General features: G+C 53.2%; 19 protein-coding genes. All 19 read left to right on the top strand.

The window, feature by feature from the left end; genetic code table 11:
* Window positions 1–4: 4 nt before the first annotated feature.
* Window positions 5–1,864 carry a DNA mismatch repair endonuclease MutL gene (gene mutL, locus ACSPHG_RS02240; protein WP_435951854.1) on the top strand — a complete coding sequence of 620 codons (1,860 nt, stop codon included), beginning with the start codon at window positions 5–7 and terminating at the stop codon, window positions 1,862–1,864.
* A complete protein-coding gene (gene miaA / locus ACSPHG_RS02245) occupies window positions 1,857–2,804 on the top strand; it encodes a tRNA (adenosine(37)-N6)-dimethylallyltransferase MiaA (RefSeq protein WP_435951856.1) in 948 nt (315 codons plus the stop codon). The genes mutL and miaA overlap by 8 nt, the downstream gene beginning before the upstream one ends.
* A 102-nt stretch (window positions 2,805–2,906) precedes the next feature.
* Complete coding sequence (gene hfq / locus ACSPHG_RS02250; RefSeq protein ID WP_271123781.1) at window positions 2,907–3,215, top strand: RNA chaperone Hfq; 309 nt, start codon at window positions 2,907–2,909, stop codon at window positions 3,213–3,215.
* 76 nt (window positions 3,216–3,291) lie between these two features.
* The gene (gene hflX / locus ACSPHG_RS02255; protein WP_435951858.1) at window positions 3,292–4,572 is read left to right on the top strand and encodes a ribosome rescue GTPase HflX; all 1,281 of its coding nucleotides are present in this window, start codon (window positions 3,292–3,294) and stop codon (window positions 4,570–4,572) included.
* Window positions 4,573–4,645: 73 nt separating this feature from the next.
* Window positions 4,646–5,902: an FtsH protease activity modulator HflK gene (gene hflK / locus ACSPHG_RS02260; protein ID WP_435951859.1), complete on the top strand. Its 1,257-nt coding sequence runs from the start codon at window positions 4,646–4,648 to the stop codon at window positions 5,900–5,902.
* Between the two features lie 2 nt (window positions 5,903–5,904).
* Window positions 5,905–6,909 (top strand): protease modulator HflC, encoded by a 1,005-nt coding sequence (hflC, locus tag ACSPHG_RS02265; RefSeq protein WP_435951860.1) that lies wholly within the window; start codon window positions 5,905–5,907, stop codon window positions 6,907–6,909.
* Window positions 6,910–6,974: 65 nt separating this feature from the next.
* Window positions 6,975–7,172: a DUF2065 domain-containing protein gene (locus tag ACSPHG_RS02270; protein WP_435951861.1), complete on the top strand. Its 198-nt coding sequence runs from the start codon at window positions 6,975–6,977 to the stop codon at window positions 7,170–7,172.
* A gap of 102 nt (window positions 7,173–7,274) precedes the next feature.
* Entirely contained in the window at window positions 7,275–8,573 is a 1,299-nt protein-coding gene (locus ACSPHG_RS02275) for an adenylosuccinate synthase (protein ID WP_435951863.1), read from the top strand.
* 201 nt (window positions 8,574–8,774) lie between these two features.
* Entirely contained in the window at window positions 8,775–9,200 is a 426-nt protein-coding gene (nsrR, locus tag ACSPHG_RS02280; RefSeq protein WP_435951864.1) for a nitric oxide-sensing transcriptional repressor NsrR, read from the top strand.
* Between the two features lie 38 nt (window positions 9,201–9,238).
* Window positions 9,239–11,704 (top strand): ribonuclease R, encoded by a 2,466-nt coding sequence (rnr, locus tag ACSPHG_RS02285; protein WP_435951865.1) that lies wholly within the window; start codon window positions 9,239–9,241, stop codon window positions 11,702–11,704.
* Window positions 11,705–11,836: 132 nt separating this feature from the next.
* Entirely contained in the window at window positions 11,837–12,568 is a 732-nt protein-coding gene (gene rlmB / locus ACSPHG_RS02290; RefSeq protein WP_435951866.1) for a 23S rRNA (guanosine(2251)-2'-O)-methyltransferase RlmB, read from the top strand.
* Between the two features lie 152 nt (window positions 12,569–12,720).
* Window positions 12,721–13,113, top strand: a complete 393-nt coding sequence (locus ACSPHG_RS02295) for a DUF2170 family protein (RefSeq protein ID WP_435951867.1) — start codon at window positions 12,721–12,723, stop codon at window positions 13,111–13,113.
* A 31-nt stretch (window positions 13,114–13,144) separates the two neighbouring features.
* Window positions 13,145–13,843 (top strand): PspA/IM30 family protein, encoded by a 699-nt coding sequence (locus tag ACSPHG_RS02300; protein ID WP_435951868.1) that lies wholly within the window; start codon window positions 13,145–13,147, stop codon window positions 13,841–13,843.
* Complete coding sequence (locus tag ACSPHG_RS02305; protein ID WP_435951869.1) at window positions 13,843–14,916, top strand: potassium channel family protein; 1,074 nt, start codon at window positions 13,843–13,845, stop codon at window positions 14,914–14,916. The genes ACSPHG_RS02300 and ACSPHG_RS02305 overlap by 1 nt, the downstream gene beginning before the upstream one ends.
* Window positions 14,913–15,578, top strand: coding sequence for a DUF2491 family protein (locus ACSPHG_RS02310; protein WP_435951870.1), 666 nt, complete (start codon window positions 14,913–14,915; stop codon window positions 15,576–15,578). The genes ACSPHG_RS02305 and ACSPHG_RS02310 overlap by 4 nt, the downstream gene beginning before the upstream one ends.
* A 23-nt stretch (window positions 15,579–15,601) precedes the next feature.
* On the top strand, window positions 15,602–16,000 hold the full coding sequence (locus ACSPHG_RS02315; RefSeq protein ID WP_435951872.1) for a DUF350 domain-containing protein: 399 nt from the start codon (window positions 15,602–15,604) through the stop codon (window positions 15,998–16,000).
* Window positions 16,001–16,008: 8 nt separating this feature from the next.
* A complete protein-coding gene (locus tag ACSPHG_RS02320) occupies window positions 16,009–16,626 on the top strand; it encodes a DUF1190 domain-containing protein (RefSeq protein ID WP_435951873.1) in 618 nt (205 codons plus the stop codon).
* 2 nt (window positions 16,627–16,628) lie between these two features.
* Complete coding sequence (locus tag ACSPHG_RS02325) at window positions 16,629–17,816, top strand: glutathionylspermidine synthase family protein (RefSeq protein ID WP_435951874.1); 1,188 nt, start codon at window positions 16,629–16,631, stop codon at window positions 17,814–17,816.
* Between the two features lie 97 nt (window positions 17,817–17,913).
* Window positions 17,914–19,545 carry an isovaleryl-CoA dehydrogenase gene (locus ACSPHG_RS02330; RefSeq protein ID WP_435951875.1) on the top strand — a complete coding sequence of 544 codons (1,632 nt, stop codon included), beginning with the start codon at window positions 17,914–17,916 and terminating at the stop codon, window positions 19,543–19,545.
* The last annotated feature ends 66 nt before the right edge of the window (window positions 19,546–19,611 follow it).

Here is a 19,611-nt window from a genome sequence, read left to right on the forward strand (position 1 = left end):
TTTCATGCCGATTCAGGTTCTGCCTCCCCAGCTTGCGAACCAGATTGCCGCGGGCGAAGTGGTTGAACGCCCTGCGTCGGTGGTGAAGGAGCTTATCGAAAACAGCCTTGATGCCGGTGCCACGCGCATCGATATCGATATTGAACGCGGCGGTGCGAAGATGATCCGCATTCGCGACAACGGCTGCGGCATCAACAAGGATGAGCTGGCGCTGGCGCTGGCTCGTCACGCGACGAGCAAAATTACCTCGCTTGACGATCTTGAGGCGATTATCAGCCTCGGGTTTCGCGGCGAGGCGCTGGCGAGTATTAGCTCGGTAGCTCGTCTTACGCTAACTTCACGCACTGCTGACCAAGCCGAAGCGTGGCAGGCCTACGCGGAAGGGCGCGACCAGCAGGTCACGGTGAAACCCGCCGCTCATCCGGTCGGCACCACGCTCGAAGTGCTGGATTTGTTTTACAACACGCCAGCCCGCCGCAAGTTTATGCGCACCGAGAAAACCGAATTTAACCATATCGACGAGATTGTTCGCCGCATCGCGCTGGCGCGTTTTGACGTGACGATCAACCTCAACCACAACGGTAAAATGGTGCGCCAGTACCGCGCCGTGCAGGAAGGGGCACCTCGCGAAAGGCGTCTTGGCTCTATTTGCGGCACGCCGTTTCTGGAGCAGGCGCTGGAAATCGAGTGGCAGCATGGCGACCTGGCCCTGCGCGGCTGGGTTGCTGAACCTTCCGCCACCACGTCGGCGCTAGCGGAAATCCAGTACTGCTACGTGAATGGCCGCATGATGCGCGACCGTCTTATTACCCACGCTATCCGCCAGGCCTGCGAAGACAAGCTGGGGGCCGATCAGCAGCCTGCCTTCGTGCTGTATCTGGAAATCGATCCGCATCAGGTGGACGTTAACGTGCATCCTGCCAAGCATGAGGTTCGCTTCCATCAGTCGCGCCTGGTGCATGATTTTATCTATCAGGGCGTGTTGAGCGTTTTACAGCAGCAAAGCGAAAACCGCCTGCTGCATGAGGAAACCCCGGTCGACGTGGTGCAGGAGCGCTGGCAGCCTGAAAACCGCGTGGCTTCGGGGCGCAACCAGTTTGCTACTCCCGCAGCGGCACCTGCTGCGCCGCGTGAACCAACGCCTCGCTCATCGGGCGGAAGCTCTGGCGCACCGCATCAGCCAACATGGCCGAACGCGACGCCGGGCTACCAGAAGCAGCAGGGCGCGCTTTATCGCCAGCTGCTGGATACGCCAAACGTTCCCGCCGTTGCTAACCGGGCGGAAGAACCCAGCGCGCTGGAAGGCCACACCCAAAGCTTTGGACGCGTGCTGACGATTCTCCCGCCGGACTGCGCGCTACTGGAGCGTGAAGGCAGCATCATGCTGCTTTCCCTTACCGTAGCGGATCGCTGGCTAAAACAGGCCCAGCTTATTCCCGGCAGCGAAGGCGTTTGCGCCCAGCCGCTGCTGATTCCCGTGCGCATGAAGGTGTCGAAAGAGGAGCTGGACGTGCTGCTTCGCAATCAGCCTTTGCTGCTGAGTATGGGGATTGAATTTGCAGCCGATGCCAGGCAGATCACAATTCGCACGGTACCTTTACCTTTGCGTAAACAAAATTTACAAATCTTGATTCATGAACTGCCAGGATACCTGGCGCAACAGGCAGAGGTGAGCGCAACGCAAATTGCCCACTGGTTCGCCCGTCATTTGACGGCCGAACACGAACAGTGGAATCAGGCACAGGCTATAGCTTTGCTTGCAGACGTTGAGCGCCTTTGCCCGCAGCTGGTGAAAAATCCACCTGGCGGTTTGATACAACCTGTTGATTTAACGATGGCGATGAACGCCCTGAAACATGACTGAAGTGAGCAAAAGCCTGCCAAAGGCGATTTTTTTGATGGGGCCGACGGCCTCGGGCAAAACGGCGTTAGCCATTAATTTGCGTCAAACGTTGCCGGTAGAGTTGATAAGCGTTGATTCGGCCCTTATCTATCAAGGGATGGATATCGGAACGGCGAAGCCGACGGCGGAAGAACTCGCTCAGGCTCCGCACCGACTGCTCGATATCCTCGACCCGGCAAAGGCGTATTCAGCTGCGGATTTCCGTCGCGATGCGCTGGCAGAAATGGCGGAGATTACCGCCGCTGGCCGTATCCCCTTGTTAGTTGGGGGAACGATGCTCTACTTCAAGGCATTGTTAGAAGGTCTTTCACCGTTGCCACCGGCCGATCCAGACGTTCGCGCGCGGATTGAACAACAGGCTGCAGAGCAGGGATGGGATGCGCTGCATCGTCAATTGGTCGAAGTCGATCCGGTTGCCGGCGCACGGATTCATCCAAATGATCCTCAAAGGCTTTCCCGGGCACTGGAAGTTTTTTTCATTTCGGGTAAAACTTTAACGGAACTGACGCAAACGTCAGGAGAAGCTCTGCCTTACCAGGTGCATCAGTTCGCCATCGCCCCGGCGAGCCGTGAACTGCTCCATCAGCGCATTGAGCAGCGTTTTCATCAGATGTTAGCTTCAGGTTTTGAAGCAGAAGTGCGGGCACTTTTTGCTCGCGGAGATTTGCATACGGAGATGCCTTCCATTCGTTGTGTGGGTTACCGGCAGATGTGGTCTTATCTGGCGGGAGAAATAACACATGAGGAAATGGTTTATCGAGGTATTTGCGCGACGAGACAATTGGCTAAACGCCAGATGACCTGGTTGCGAGGATGGGATGGGGTTCACTGGTTAGACAGCGAAAACCCAGATCAGGCCCGCAATGAAGTATTACAGGTTGTTGGTGCGAAGCATCAATGAATGTGTACAATTGAATCGACATCGTGCGCAAATTTTTACGCAGTTTTTCAGAGCCTCAGGGTTCTTGAGTTACAAACAACAAACATATAAGGAAAAGATAGAATGGCTAAGGGGCAATCATTACAAGATCCGTTCCTGAACGCATTGCGTCGGGAACGTGTTCCAGTTTCTATTTATTTGGTGAATGGTATTAAGCTGCAAGGTCAGATTGAGTCTTTCGATCAGTTTGTGATCCTGTTGAAAAACACGGTCAGCCAGATGGTCTATAAGCACGCGATTTCAACTGTTGTTCCGTCTCGTCCGGTTTCTCATCATAGCAATAACACCGGTACTAGCGGATCTGGCAGCTACCACCATGGTGGAAGCGCGCAGGGTGCTGCGCCGCAACAAGACAGCGAAGACGCCGAATAAGGCATTTTGTTGTTTTTCCAAGTCGGGGGACCAGGAAAGCTGTGTTCCCCGCTGGTCTTTTTGAGAGGTTATACGCTTGTTTGACCGTTATGACGCTGGTGAGCAGGCGGTGCTGGTACACATCTATTTTTCGCAAGACAAAGATATGGAAGACCTCGCGGAGTTTGAATCGCTGGTCTCTTCAGCTGGTGTCGAAGCGCTGCAGGTGGTTACCGGTAGCCGTAAAGCGCCGCATCCAAAGTATTTTGTTGGTGAAGGCAAAGCCGTAGAAATTGCGGAAGCAGTAAAAGCCACTGGGGCCTCGGTCGTGCTATTTGATCATGCGTTGTCCCCGGCGCAAGAACGTAACCTTGAAGCCCTGTGTGAATGTCGCGTTATCGACAGAACGGGCCTGATTTTAGATATCTTTGCCCAGCGTGCGCGTACCCATGAAGGTAAGCTGCAGGTTGAGCTGGCACAGTTGCGCCATCTGGCAACCCGTCTGGTACGTGGCTGGACTCACCTTGAGCGTCAAAAAGGCGGGATTGGTTTACGTGGCCCGGGTGAAACACAGCTTGAAACGGACCGCCGACTGCTGCGTAACCGCATCATGCAGATCCTCTCACGCTTACAACGAGTTGAAAAACAACGTGAGCAGGGGCGCCGGTCGCGAGCCAAAGCCGATGTGCCAACGGTCTCCCTGGTGGGCTACACCAACGCCGGTAAATCCACCCTCTTTAACCAAATTACCGCAGCTGATGTGTATGCAGCAGATCAGCTGTTCGCCACGCTCGATCCTACCCTGCGTCGTATCGACATCGCAGACGTTGGGGAAACCGTGCTGGCCGATACGGTAGGCTTTATTCGACATCTGCCCCATGACCTTGTGGCAGCGTTTAAAGCAACCCTGCAGGAAACGCGTCAGGCTACACTGCTGCTGCACGTGATTGATGCGTCAGACTTGAGGATTCAGGAAAACATCGCCGCGGTGGATACCGTTCTGGAAGAGATCGAGGCCGATGAAATTCCCGTCCTGCTAGTAATGAACAAAATCGATGCGCTGGATGAGTTTGAGCCGCGTATCGACAGAAACGATGAAAACATGCCGATTCGCGTCTGGCTTTCTGCCCAGACGGGTGCCGGTGTGCCACTGCTTTTCCAGGCTTTGACTGAACGTTTATCTGGTGAAATTGCGCAGCATACGTTGCGCTTACCCCCCCAGGCAGGGCGACTTCGGAGCCGGTTTTATCAGCTTCAGGCAATAGAAAAAGAGTGGATGGAGGATGACGGCAGCGTGGGCTTAGAGATACGTATGCCTATCGTCGACTGGCGTCGCCTCTGTAAACAAGAACCGGCACTCGTGGACTACATTGTTTGACCGGCACGCGTTTGTCCTGAAGACTTTTTCCCCTACGGGGGATATCACCGCACAACAAATATGGAGCATAAACATGGCGTGGAATCAGCCCGGTAATAACGGACAGGACCGCGACCCGTGGGGAAGCAGCAAACCTGGCGGCGACTCTGGGGGTAACAAGGGAGGGCGCGATCAGGGGCCACCCGATCTGGATGATATCTTCCGAAAGTTAAGTAAAAAACTCGGCGGCCTGGGCGGCGGTAAAAGCGGCGGCACCGGCGGCGGTTCTTCCCCAACTCCTCGTCCACAGCTTGGTGGCCGCGTGATTGGCATTGTGGCCGTTGCGGCAGTGATTATCTGGGCTGCAACCGGCTTCTATACCATTAAAGAAGCGGAACGTGGCGTGGTGACTCGCTTCGGTAAATTCAGCCATCTGGTTGAGCCGGGCCTGAACTGGAAACCGACCTTTATCGATAGCGTGCGGGCGGTTAACGTTGAATCCGTGCGTGAGCTCGCGGCATCAGGCGTCATGCTGACTTCTGACGAAAACGTCGTGCGCGTTGAAATGAACGTGCAGTATCGCGTCACCGATCCAGAGCGTTATCTGTTCAGTGTGACCAGCGCGGATGACAGCCTGCGTCAGGCAACTGACAGCGCGCTGCGTGGTGTAATCGGTAAATACACCATGGATAAGATCCTCACCGAGGGTCGTACCATCATTCGTAACGATACCCAGCGCGAACTGGAAGAAACCATTCGCCCGTACAACATGGGTATCACCCTGCTGGACGTCAACTTCCAGGCTGCTCGTCCGCCGGAAGAAGTGAAGGCCGCGTTTGACGATGCGATCTCCGCACGTGAAAACGAACAACAGTACATTCGTGAAGCAGAAGCCTACACCAACGAAGTCCAGCCGCGTGCTAACGGTCAGGCACAGCGTATCCTTGAAGAGGCTCGCGCTTATAAGACTCAGACCGTGTTAGAAGCGCAGGGTGAAGTTGCTCGCTTTGCAAAACTGCTGCCGGAATATAAAGCCGCGCCGGAAATTACCCGCGAGCGTCTGTATATCGAAACGATGGAAAAAGTGCTTAGCCATACCCGTAAAGTGCTGGTTAACGATAAAGGTGGCAACCTGATGGTTCTGCCGCTCGACCAGATGCTCAAAGGTGGGGCACAGCCTGCGGATAAAGGCGACACCAGCGGCGCGAACAATCTGCTGCGTCTGCCACCGGCTTCCAGCTCAAGCAGCGGTAGCGCTAGCACCCCGTCCTCTGCCAGCAGAGGCGATATCATGGATCAGCGTCGTGCCAACGCACAGCGCACTGATAACCAGCGCGTAGGGAGTGAATAACGATGCGTAAGTCAGTCATTGCTTTAATTATCATCGTGCTGGTGGTGCTGTTCACCTCTGTCTTCGTGGTACACGAAGGCGAGCGTGGGATCACCTTACGCTTCGGTAAAGTTCTGCGTGATGATGAGAACAAACCGGTAGTTTACGAGCCGGGCCTGCACTTCAAGGTGCCGTTTATCGAGTCGGTTAAAACGCTTGATGCTCGTATTCAGACCATGGACAACCAGGCCGATCGCTTTGTGACCAAAGAGAAAAAAGACCTGATCGTTGACTCCTATATCAAATGGCGTATCAGCGACTTCAGCCGCTACTACCTGGCAACCGGCGGTGGCGATGTGTCTCAGGCTGAAGTGCTGTTGAAACGTAAGTTCAGCGACCGTCTGCGTTCTGAAATTGGTCGTCTGGATGTGAAAGACATCGTGACCGATTCCCGTGGTCGCCTGACGCTGGACGTGCGTGACGCGCTGAACTCCGGTTCTGCGGGTACCGACGACGAAGTGGCAACCCCGGCAGCGGATGATGCAATCGCTTCTGCGGCAGCGCGCGTAACCAAGGAAACCAATGGTAAAGTGCCGGTGGTTAACCCGAACAGTATGGCGGCGCTGGGTATCGAAGTTGTGGATGTGCGCATCAAGCAGATCAACCTGCCTGCTGAAGTGTCTGAAGCTATCTACAACCGTATGCGCGCCGAGCGTGAAGCGGTAGCCCGTCGTCACCGTTCACAGGGCCAGGAAGAGGCTGAGAAGCTGCGTGCAACCGCCGACTACGAGGTGACTCGTACTCTGGCAGAAGCCGAGCGTCAGGGCCGAATCAGCCGCGGTGAAGGTGATGCCGAAGCGGCCAAACTGTTTGCTGACGCATTCAGCCAGGATCCGGACTTCTATGCCTTTATCCGTAGCCTGCGCGCCTACGAGGCAAGCTTCAAGTCCGGTCAGGACGTGATGGTGCTTAGCCCGGACAGCGATTTCTTCCGCTATATGAAAACGCCTGCGAACAGCGCACGCTAAGTTCGTAAGTGAGCAATCAAGAGCCGGTCTGACCGGCTCTTTTTTTATTCGCAGTAGGGAATGTTATGAATTCAACAATCTGGATAGCACTGGCGCTCGTTTTGGTTCTTGAAGGCCTGGGCCCGATGCTTTATCCGCGCATGTGGCGTCGAATGATCTCCGCGATGACCCAGCTTCCCGACAATACGCTGCGCCGTTTTGGCGGTGGACTAGTGGTTGCCGGGGTCGTTATCTACTACATGTTGAGTCGGTCGGCAGGCTAATAGCACTTCTGGCAGTTGATTGCCATTTTGTATACTAAAAGGGCTGATCATCGGGGAAACCGATGGTAGAATCCTTTTTTAAGCAAACGGTGATTTTGAAAAATGGGTAACAACGTCGTCGTACTGGGCACCCAATGGGGTGACGAAGGTAAAGGAAAGATCGTCGATCTTCTGACTGAACGGGCTAAATATGTTGTACGCTACCAGGGCGGTCACAACGCAGGCCATACTCTCGTAATCAACGGTGAAAAAACCGTCCTCCATCTTATTCCATCAGGCATTCTTCGCGAAAACGTCACCAGCATCATCGGTAACGGCGTTGTGCTGTCTCCTGCGGCTCTGATGAAAGAAATGAAGGGTCTGGAAGACCGCGGTATTCCAGTACGTGAACGCCTGCTGCTGTCTGAAGCATGCCCGCTGATCCTCGATTACCATGTGGCTCTGGATGTTGCTCGCGAAAAAGCGCGTGGCGCCAAAGCAATCGGTACTACCGGTCGTGGTATCGGTCCTGCGTATGAAGACAAAGTGGCCCGTCGCGGCCTGCGCGTTGGCGACCTGTTCGACAAAGCCACCTTTGCAGACAAGCTGAAAGAAGTGATGGAATACCATAACTTCCAGCTGGTTAACTTCTATAAAGTTGAAGCGGTTGACTACCAGAAAGTGCTGGATGATGTGATGGCTATCGCCGACATCCTGACCGGCATGGTAGTGGACGTGTCCGATCTGCTGGATCAGGCGCGCAAACGCGGCGACTTCGTCATGTTCGAAGGTGCACAGGGCACCCTGCTGGACATCGACCACGGTACCTATCCGTACGTGACCTCTTCCAACACTACCGCAGGTGGCGTTGCAACAGGTTCTGGCCTCGGCCCGCGCTACGTTGATTACGTGCTGGGTATCATCAAAGCTTACTCCACCCGCGTAGGCGCAGGTCCATTCCCAACCGAACTGTTTGATGACGTTGGCGAATTCCTTTGCAAACAGGGTAACGAGTTCGGTGCTACCACTGGCCGTCGTCGTCGTACCGGCTGGCTGGACATCGTTGCCGTGCGTCGCGCCGTGCAGATCAACTCCCTCTCAGGCTTCTGCCTGACCAAGCTGGACGTGCTGGACGGCTTGAAAGAGGTGAAACTCTGCGTTGGTTACCGCATGCCGGATGGCCGTGAAGTGACCACCACCCCAATGGCTGCGGACGACTGGGAGGGCATCGAGCCTATCTACGAAACCATGCCGGGCTGGTCTGAAACGACCTTTGGCGTGAAAGAACGTAGCGGTTTACCGCAGGCTGCGCTGGATTACATCAAACGCATTGAAGAACTGACTGAAGTGCCTGTTGATATCATTTCAACCGGTCCAGATCGTTCTGAAACCATGATTCTGCGCGATCCGTTCGACGCATAATTATGATACGGGGTGTGGCCATCACACCCCGTTATAACCAACACCCCTGCAACTCGAATGCTAATGGGTATAAATAAATCTCTCGCCGCTATTTTACCTTCCCTAGTCAAATAAATTAGCCGCCCAACATATGGCTGGTTTATCATCAAACTATCGCCACCGCGGCGATGAGCGTTTTCCCCTCCCACCTAAGAGGCTGATGTGCAGTTAACGAGTTTTACTGATTACGGTTTACGTGCTTTGATTTATATGGCGTCACTGCCAGAAGGCAGAATGACGAGCATTTCTGAGGTGACAGAAGTGTATGGCGTGTCCCGTAATCATATGGTGAAAATCATCAATCAACTCAGTCGCGCGGGCTATGTCACAGCGGTGCGCGGCAAAAACGGCGGCATTCGCCTCGGCAAACCTGCGCACACAATTCGCGTGGGTGATGTGGTACGTGAGCTGGAACCGCTATCTTTGGTGAACTGTAGCAGTGAGTTTTGTCATATTACCCCCGCATGTCGCCTGAAACAGGCACTGGCCCAGGCGGTGCAAAGCTTTCTAACAGAGCTGGATAAGCACACGCTGGCCGATTTGGTGGACCAAAACCAACCGCTCTACAAATTACTGCTGGTGGAATAATTACACTTCCCCCTGCGGATGACTTCGGAGGAACCGCAATGTCAAAAGATCCTTTTCAGGAACGAGAAGCCGAAAAATACGAAAACCCGATCCCAAGCCGGGAGTTTATTCTCGCCCACCTCGCTAAACGTGAAAAACCTGCCAATCGTGACGAACTGGCAGAAGAACTGAATATTACCGGTGAAGAACAGCTTGAGGCGCTCCGCCGCCGCCTGCGCGCCATGGAGCGTGACGGTCAGTTAGTCTTCACTCGCCGCCAGTGCTATGCCTTGCCTGAACGCCTCGATTTGCTCAAAGGTAAAGTTATCGGCCATCGCGATGGCTTCGGCTTCCTGCGCGTAGAAGGCCGCAAAGACGATCTCTATCTTTCATCCGAACAGATGAAAATGTGCATGCATGGCGATATCGTGCTGGCGCAGCCGCTGGGCGCGGACCGTAAAGGCCGTCGCGAAGCGCGCATCGTGCGCGTGCTTGAGCCAAGAACCGGGCAAATCGTCGGCCGCTACTTTACCGATGCCGGCATTGGCTTCGTGGTGCCGGACGACAGCCGTCTGAGCTTCGATATCCTCGTCCCGCCGGAAGAGCTGATGGGCGCTCGCATGGGCTCCGTGGTCGTGGTTGAACTGACCCAGCGTCCAACCCGCCGTACCAAAGCCGTCGGCAAAATCGTTGAAGTGCTTGGCGAAAACATGGGCACCGGCATGGCAGTCGACATGGCGCTGCGTACCCACGAAATCCCATACGTCTGGCCGCCGGAAGTTGAAGCCCAGGTGGCAAAACTGAAAGAAGAAGTGCCGGAAGAGGCCAAAGTGGGCCGCGTTGATTTACGCGATCTGCCGCTGGTCACCATCGATGGCGAAGACGCCCGCGACTTTGATGACGCCGTATTCTGCGAGAAAAAACGCGGCGGCGGCTGGCGCCTGTGGGTAGCCATCGCCGACGTAAGCTACTACGTCCGCCCGCCAACGCCGCTGGACAAAGAGGCGCGCAACCGTGGCACGTCCGTTTACTTCCCGTCGCAGGTTGTTCCGATGCTGCCGGAAGTGCTTTCCAACGGCCTGTGCTCGCTGAACCCGCAGGTAGACCGCCTGTGCATGGTTTGTGAAATGACCATTTCCGCCTCGGGCCGCCTGACCGGTTCGAAGTTCTACGAAGCGGTAATGAGCTCCCATGCGCGCCTGACCTACACCAAAGTGTGGCACATGCTGCAGGGTGACCAGGAGCTGCGCGAGCAGTACGCGCCGCTGGTTAAGCACATTGAAGAGCTGCACAACCTCTACAAGGTGCTGGAAGTTTCCCGTGCACAGCGCGGCGGCATCTCGTTTGAAAGCGAAGAAGCGAAGTTCATCTTCAACGCCGAACGCCGTATCGAACGCGTTGAGCAAACCGTTCGCAACGACGCGCACAAGCTTATCGAAGAGTGCATGATCCTGGCGAACATCTCGGCCGCGCGCTTCGTTGAGAAAAGCAACGAACCGTCGCTGTTCCGCGACCACGACAGACCAACAAATGACGCCATCACCGCCTTCCGTACGGTGCTTGCGGAGCTTGGCCTGGAACTGCCGGGCGGGCAGAAGCCGGAGCCGCGCGACTACGCGCAGCTGTTGAGCTCAATCGCCGATCGTCCCGATCATGAAATGCTGCAAACCATGCTGCTGCGCTCCATGAAGCAGGCGGTTTACGATCCGGAAAACCGTGGGCACTTCGGCCTTGCGCTACAGTCCTACGCGCACTTCACTTCGCCAATTCGCCGTTATCCCGATCTGCTGCTGCACCGCGCCATCAAATATCTGCTGGCGAAAGAGCAGGGGCACAAGGGCAACAGCACCGAATCCGGCGGCTGGCACTACGACATGGAAGAGATGCTGCAGCTTGGCCAGCACTGTTCTATGGCGGAACGCCGCGCCGACGAAGCGACCCGCGACGTTGCCGACTGGCTGAAATGCGACTTTATGCAGGATCAGGTCGGCCAAGTCTTCAAAGGCATCATCGCAAGCGTCACCGGCTTTGGCTTCTTCGTACGACTTGACGATCTGTTTATCGACGGCCTGGTACACGTGTCGTCGCTCGACAATGACTACTACCGCTTCGACCAGGTTGGTCAGCGCCTGATTGGCGAATCCGGTGGCCAGACCTATCGCCTGGGCGACCGCGTGGAAGTTCGCGTTGAGGCTGTTCACATGGACGAACGTAAAATCGATTTCGCCTTAATTTCCAGCACCCGCGCGCCGCGTGGCGAAGGTAAGACGGCGAAAGACAGAGCCAAAAAAGGCGGCAACGGTAACGGGCCAAAACGTCGTCAGGGCGGTAAACGCGTGAACTTCGAGCCGGACAGCGCCTTCCGTAAAGAGAAGGGGTCAGCCAAACCGAAGAAAGCGAAAGCCGACAAGGCGGAAAATACGGAGAAGAAAAAGGAGAAGAAAGCAAAAACTCCTTCTGACAAAACCCGTAAAATAGCGGCGGCTACGAAGGCCAAACGCGCGGCGAAGAAACAGCCGAGCTAGTTTTAAAATGGTGGATGGCACTTCGTTATCCACCCTACAACTGCTTTTCGTAGGTCGGATTAGCGTAAGCGACATCCGACATTGACGAGCAAATCAACACGGGCGCATCAGCGTCTGAAACGAGTAACAGCAATGAGTGAAATGATTTACGGCATTCACGCCGTCCAGGCCCTGCTGGATAACGCCCCGCAGCGTTTTCAGGAAGTCTTTATTCTTAAAGGCCGCGAAGACAAGCGCCTGATGCCTTTGATTCACGCGCTTGAAGCCCAGGGCGTGCCCGTGCAAATGGCAAACCGTCAGTGGCTGGATGAGAAATCCGAAGGCGCTGTGCACCAGGGGATTATCGCGCGCGTGAAGCCGGGCCGTCAGTATCAGGAAAACGACCTGCCGGAACTGATTGCCAGCGTCGAGCAGCCTTTCCTGCTGATTCTTGATGGCGTTACCGATCCGCACAACCTGGGCGCCTGCCTGCGTAGCGCGGATGCGGCTGGCGTGCATGCCGTTATCGTCCCGAAAGACCGTTCAGCGATGTTGAACGCAACGGCTAAAAAAGTTGCCTGTGGTGCCGCAGAAAACGTGCCGCTTATCCGCGTCACCAACCTGGCTCGCACCATGCGTATGCTCCAGGAAGAGAACGTCTGGATTGTCGGCACCGCCGGTGAAGCAGACCATACTCTTTATCAAAGCAAAATGACCGGCCCGATGGCGCTGGTTATGGGCGCGGAAGGCGAAGGCATGCGTCGTCTGACCCGTGAACACTGCGACGAGCTGATCAGCATCCCCATGGCGGGTTCGGTATCCTCGTTAAACGTCTCCGTAGCAACGGGTATTTGCCTGTTCGAAGCGGTGCGTCAGCGCAGCTAAACAGCTTTGTTTATTCTGAAAAATAACCATTCATAATTGAATGGTTATTTTTTTTATGGGTGTTAATATATTTCTTTGCAAGTAATAATATATTCAAAATGTGAATAATTATTTTATGGTTATTTGTTTTATGAATGCAAAGAGGTGTCGTTATGCCATGGAATCTCGATCTGCTTTATGATGTTTTAGTCGGTAAACCTAATTATCATGTCACCAAAATGGAGGGCGCTTTATTAATCAATCTTGAAGATTATGGCGACCTGCAATTGACATTAACACTGACGCAAAAGCAAATGCTAATTGAAACTTGCATTTGTGCTGTCGATATCGTCGCGCGGCCTGCTGAATTTAATTTATTCCTCCTACAACATCAAAAAATATTACCTCTTTCTACCGTAGGCATTACCAGTATCGAACAGCAGGAGTTTTACATTGCTTTCGGTGCCCTGGCGGTGAGCTCTTCTTTAGAAAATATTATGCTCGAAATTGAAACTCTCGCTGAAAATGCGCTTGAATTGGCTGAACTCATTGAAGAGTTCATTTGACCTCACGTTGTGCTGTTAGAAGGTATTTGTTATGGGAATCCTGAAAAAGTTATTTACCTTTGGGAAGTCTGTTGTGGCCGATGCGGAACAAGCTCTGGAAGAAAGCCAAGGTATTCGTTTGCTTGAACAGCATATTCGCGATGCGCGCAGCGAACTGGATAAAGCGGGAAAATCGCGCGTTGATTTGCTTGCACGCGTTCGAATGAGCAAAGACAAATTGGCGGGTCTGCGGGAACGCCAGACTACGCTGGAAGCCAGCGCGATACTGGCCATGGAAAAGGAGGTTAATGAGGCACTTCTTCAAGAGATCGCACAAGAAATCGCGCGCCTTGATGACGCAATCAACACAGAAGAACTGATGCTGGCGAATCTGGAATCATCGCAGCAGGCGGTAGAAAAAGCGGTAACGGCAACGGGGTCTCGGATTGCACAATTCGAGCAACAGTTGGAGATGATCAAGGCTACTGAAGCGACTCAAAAAGCGCAGCAGGCTGTGACGGCTTCTTCCTTAGGTGCAACAACGAATGTTGCTACCGCGGCGGAGTCGCTAAAACGCATCAAAGCACGCCAGGCGGAACGTCAGGCCAAGCTGGATGCAATAGAAGAATTAGAAAAAGTCAGCTCCGGTACAAGCCTGGATGAGAAACTAGCAGAGGCAGGCATTGGTAGTTCGACACGAGTCTCGGCGGATGACGTACTTGCTCGGTTAAGGCAAAAAAGCGGGGCGTAATGCTTTTTACCCATATTGTGAAGCTGTGCCAGCTTCATTTAGTTCGCCTATCGTGGTTTGGTTTACTGGTGATGTTTGTTGCTCATTACATTAGCTGCTATTGGCTACTGTGGTGCTTGGGAGAGCAGCAACTCACCGACCAGCTGGTTAATTTTATTTATTACAGTTCGGTACTCGGCTCCACTATTGGTTTTGGAGATCTCAGTCCGTCGACTCCTGCAGGGCGTCTTTTCACCGCGCTTTGGCAAATCCCCATTGGTGTAGGACTTTTCGGGGCGCTGATGGGTAAAGTTATTGGCATGGTGCAGTTGGTTATAAAAAAGGGACTTAACGGTATGGCTGACTTCAGCAACTTGCGAAAGCATGTGATCGTGGTGGGTTGGCGCGGGCATCAAACGCAGAAGATGATTTCGCTTTTGCTGGTGGATGAACGTCGGCAGTTCAATCGGGTTTTGCTTTGCGATCCAGGTGACCTGCAAACTCATCCATTGCCGGATAATCCTCTGGTCGATTTTGCTAGCGTCTCTAATTTTAACGACTCCGATGAACAACGGCGCATCGCGCTCTCTCGTTGTCACAGCGTCATTATTTTTGCTCAAAGCGATGAGCAAACCTTCACTATCGCGTTGTCTATTGCGAGAGAAATACCGACGAGCAGCCACGTTGTCGTGTATCTCGAAGATGAGCGTTACGCGACTTTGCTTGAAATACACTGCCCCAATATTGAGATCAACCGCAACCTCTCCGCCGAGCAGCTCGCCCGTTCCATGCAGGATCCGGGGTCTTCGCAATCCGTTGCTTCTATGGTTAATCCGTTACTTGGAGATACCGGCTGTGTTTTGGCGATTCCTGAAGAGGTAAAGGCTTTCCCCTATGGCGAGCTGATGCGTTATATGAAGCTACACCATGATGCGACGGTAATAGGTATCAGCCGCCTTAAAAATGGCCGTGATATAGAGCTTAATCCCGTTGTGTCCACCGTTATTCACGGCGGCATGTGGCTGCATATGATTGGTAATGCTCGCATTCTTGCACAGGATATTAGCTGGTCAGAAATAGGACAAAAACAATGACGTTGCTTACCCGTTTGAAAAATCTTTTTGGCGCTGCCAAATCCAGTGAAAAACAACCAGGGCCTCTTGGATTGCATCTGCATGCTGCATTTACTCTGAATATATTGGAGTATCGACTCTATGAAGATCAGCTTTTGATTGAGCTTCCAGGGGAACAGTTCTTGGTGGCGGCTAAAAGCACGATCGATCTCGGTGCCGGATGCGATATATATCGCTACTACACCTCAGGAGATGAATTTATTCAAGTTAACACTTCAGGTGGATACGGACACGATAATATTATCGATATCAAATTTTTTATTTACGACGAGAGCACGGGTATTTCTGGAGTAACAGCATGGGAAAACGCAATTAGCCCTGAAAAAATAGGTCTGCCAAAATTAAACTGGCGCGGAAAATCATGGCAGCGCGTTTTTAATGATACGGAGTCAGGTGCAGTTCCACCCATTTATATGCTGGAGAACGTCAGTAACCAGCAGGGAGAAGAGTGGCAGACTCACAACTTTACGATGCTTTATCAAAGGCCAGTAGATAATTCGCAATATGAATACTTAATGATTAGCGGGGAGGAAACCTTCGATCAGAATAATCAGCCAGAATGGCTAATCTCTTATGCATTAGGCGTCGATTTGACCTTCCTTCAGATCAATGTCATAGGTTAATTCACTTTACAGGATGTTTCAAAATGCACTTTTTAGCCTCACTATTTGCTTTTGCGAACTATTTTTTTATTGGTCTTGCGATGATCTGTTGCTTCATGTTCATTTATACCCGTATCACTCCTCATAATGAATGGCAGCTCATTAAATCAAACAATGTTGCCGCAGCGCTTGCTTTTAGCGGCACATTGATTGGTTACGTCATCCCCTTATCCAGCGCAGCGGTAAACTCAGTCAGCATTCCTGACTACCTGGCTTGGGGGGGAATTGCCCTGATCGTGCAAATGCTGATCTATTTTGCTGTCCGAATCTATATGCCTAAGCTGAGTGAGAAAATTATCAGCCATAACATTGCTGCCGGTATGTTCACGGGCACCGCTTCACTAGCGGGTGGGATCTTCAACGCCGCGTGCATGACCTGGTAGGGCAGAAAATGAGCCGTAAAAAATCAAGCAGAAATAAATCTGTGTCCCCTTTTTTAAGCAAAACTCCGCATGAGCGCAAAGGCCCAAGAGTCCTGACATTAATGATTATGGGCGGCGCGGCACTGTTCATCCTGAAAGGGTGTGATGATGATGAGGCGAGTGAGACAAGTGAGACAATTTACTCCACGCCTTACGAATGTTCAGCGGATAGCCATTTATTTGAAACCTGTAATGCAGCTTTTGAAGAAGCTAAAAAAGACTTTTATAGCAAGGCACCTAAAAATCTAAATCGTACCGATTGTGAGCTTCAGTTCGGGGATGGAAGCTGTCACTACGAAACGGATTATAACGGTTATATTCCTGCATTTGCTGGCTTTATATTAGGACAAGCCTTGGCAAATAGTCAGCGAAGTGACTGTCGACACAATTCCGATTACTGTAGCAACTATACTTCCAGACCCGTCTGGGCTGGTTCATCGGGGCACTATTCGTACTCATCAAGTACCGCAAGTTCCGGTCAGAGCTACAGCAGTAACCGACATTCCACGCGCGTAACAAAAGCGACAACAGTATCACGTGGTGGTTACGGTAAATCATCCAGCGCTCGCGGTAGTTGGGGAGGATAATCATGCTCAGACGTAAACTTCCCGTACGCCCTAATCTGGATGCAATTGCAAAGCTGCATGGCTTTGATTTTCATATTATTGATGACGAAATTTACTGGGATGAAAGTCGTGCCTACTGCTTTACCCTGCGTCAGATAGAAGAACAAATCGAAAAACCTACGGCTGAATTACATCAGATGTGTTTGGATATAGTCGATCGCGCAGTAAGAAGCGAAGCGATGATGGAGCGTTTAGCCATTCCACCACTTTACTGGGATGTGATAGCCGAAAGCTGGCGGCAAAAAGATCCCTCTCTTTATGGCCGGATGGATTTTGTCTGGACCGGCCCTGGCCCTGTAAAACTGCTGGAATATAATGCTGACACCCCGACTTCACTCTACGAGTCAGCTTATTTTCAATGGACTTGGCTGCAGGACGCCAGGCGTTTAGGGATCATTCCGGGTGATGCAGATCAATACAATTCAATCCAGGAAAAACTCATCGCCCGTTTTGGTGAGATAGCGAGCGAAAATCCTTTCTATTTCTGTTGTTGCCAGGAATCAGAAGAAGATCGTGGAACCGTACTTTATCTGGAAGACTGCGCCCGCCAGGCGGGATTGGATACCCGTTTCCTGTACATGGAAGACATTGGGCTAGGCGTCGGTGGAGTGTTAACCGATCTGGAAGATAATGTGGTTCGCCATGCATTCAAGCTCTATCCACTTGAATGGATGATGCGAGATGAAAATGGCCCTTTGCTGCGTCGGCGCCATGAACAATGGGTTGAGCCTTTGTGGAAAAGCATACTGAGTAACAAAGGATTGCTGCCGTTGCTTTGGCAACATTTCCCTAATCATCCTAATTTATTGCCTTCATGGTTTGACCAGGATTTCTCCCGGCATAATAAGGCCATCGTCAGTGACCTAAAAGCCAGCCGTGGTTATGTGAAAAAACCTTTATTTTCAAGGGAGGGTGGTAACGTAACTATCTATGATATGCGCGATGAAATCATGGTTGCAGAAGATGGTGACTATGTAGATGAGCCGGTGATTTACCAGGCGTTTCAGGCACTGCCTCGTTTCGGTAACAGTTATACGTTAGTGGGAAGTTGGTTAGTGGACGATGAGCCTGCGGGAATCGGCATCCGAGAAGATATTTCACTTATTACCAAAGATACCTCGCGTTTTATTCCCCACTATATTTCTGGCTAACGGGTAGCTGGACTGATATTTCTGTGATAACCCTCCAGGGCGGATTGACTACCACCGTCCATACTTAATGGCATTATCCATTGATGGAGGGAACAGGATGCGCTGGCAAACCCATACCGTTTTTAATCAACCGACGCCCCTCAATAACAGTAATCTCTTTCTTTCCGATATCTCGCTGTGTGAAGCGGTCGCCCGCGAAGGCGCGGCTTGGGATACAGAACTTTTAGCGAGTATCGGCCAGCAGCTAGGGTCCGTTGAGTCGCTGGAGCTTGGACGGCTGGCCAATACCAATCCACCAGAACTGCTGCGCTACGATCCTAGCGGGGAGCGTCTTGACGACGTGCGCTTTCATCCGGCCTGGCACCTGCTGATGCAGGGGCTTTGCGCCAATCGCGTTCATAATTTTCCGTGGCAGGAAGATGCACGCCAGGGTTCGTTTGTTGCTCGCGCCGCGCGCTTTGTGCAGCATGCGCAGGTTGAAGCCGGCACGCTATGCCCGGTAACCATGACGTTTGGCGCTATCCCACTGCTGCAAAAATCCCTGCCGAAGGAATTTCACGCCTGGCTAAAACCGCTGCTTAGCGACCGCTACGACGCCCATCTCCTGCCCGGCGGCCAGAAGCGCGGCCTGCTAATCGGGATGGGCATGACGGAAAAACAGGGCGGATCGGACGTGCTGAGCAATACCACGCGAGCCGAAGCCATCAATAAAACAGGGCCGGGCGAAATGTACCGCCTGGTCGGCCACAAATGGTTCTTCTCGGTGCCGCAAAGCGACGCGCATCTGGTGCTGGCCCAGGCGAAAGGCGGGTTGTCCTGCTTCTTTCTGCCGCGTTTCTTACCGGATGGGCAGCGCAACCACGTCAGGCTTGAGCGCCTCAAAGACAAGCTCGGCAATCGCTCCAACGCCAGCAGCGAAGTCGAGTTTTGCGACGCACTCGGCTGGCTGATCGGCGAGGAGGGTGAGGGAGTGCGTTCCATCCTGAAAATGGGCGGCTATACCCGCTTTGACTGCGCCCTTGGCAGCCACGGGCTAATGCGCCGGGCGCTGTCCGTCGCGCTCTATCACGCTCACCAGCGGCAGGCTTTTGGCAAAAATCTCATCGATCAGCCCATCATGCGGCAGGTTCTGGGGCGCATGGCGTTGCAGCTTGAAGGGCAAACCGCATTTCTATTCCGGCTTGCTCGTGCCTGGGAATCGCCTGGAAATCCGCATGAGCTGGCCTACAGCAGGCTGTTCACTCCCGCCGCGAAGTTTAGCGTCTGTAAAGCAGGCATGCCGTTTGTGGCAGAAGCGATGGAAGTGCTTGGCGGCATCGGGTACTGCGAAGAGAGCGAACTGCCGCGCATCTATCGTGAAATACCGGTTAACAGCATCTGGGAAGGGTCGGGCAATATCATGAGCCTGGACGTGCTGCGGGTTATCGCCCGGCAGCCCGGCGTGCTGGAAATGCTGCATGCGGAATTTGACGAAGTGAAAGGGCAGAATCGTCATTTCGACCGCAGCTGGCGGCAGCTTCAGCAGCGCATCCGCAAGCCACAGGAGGAGTGGGGGCGGAATATCACGCGCCAACTGGCAAATCTTGCCGCCGGAGCGCAGCTTCTACCGCATCTTTCTCCACCGCTGGCAGAGGCGTGGTGCCGCATGGTGCTCGACGAGCGTGGCGAGTCGGTGCTACCTGAGCAGGTGGTAGCCGACGTGCTGATGCGTGCTACCGGGCGTAGCTAGGCACAAAAAAGCCACCTTCGCGGTGGCTTTTAAACGTAGGTAGAACAAGCACTAACGCCATCCGAC

Source organism: Dryocola baronae, from assembly GCF_051297175.1.
Lineage (GTDB): Bacteria > Pseudomonadota > Gammaproteobacteria > Enterobacterales > Enterobacteriaceae > Dryocola.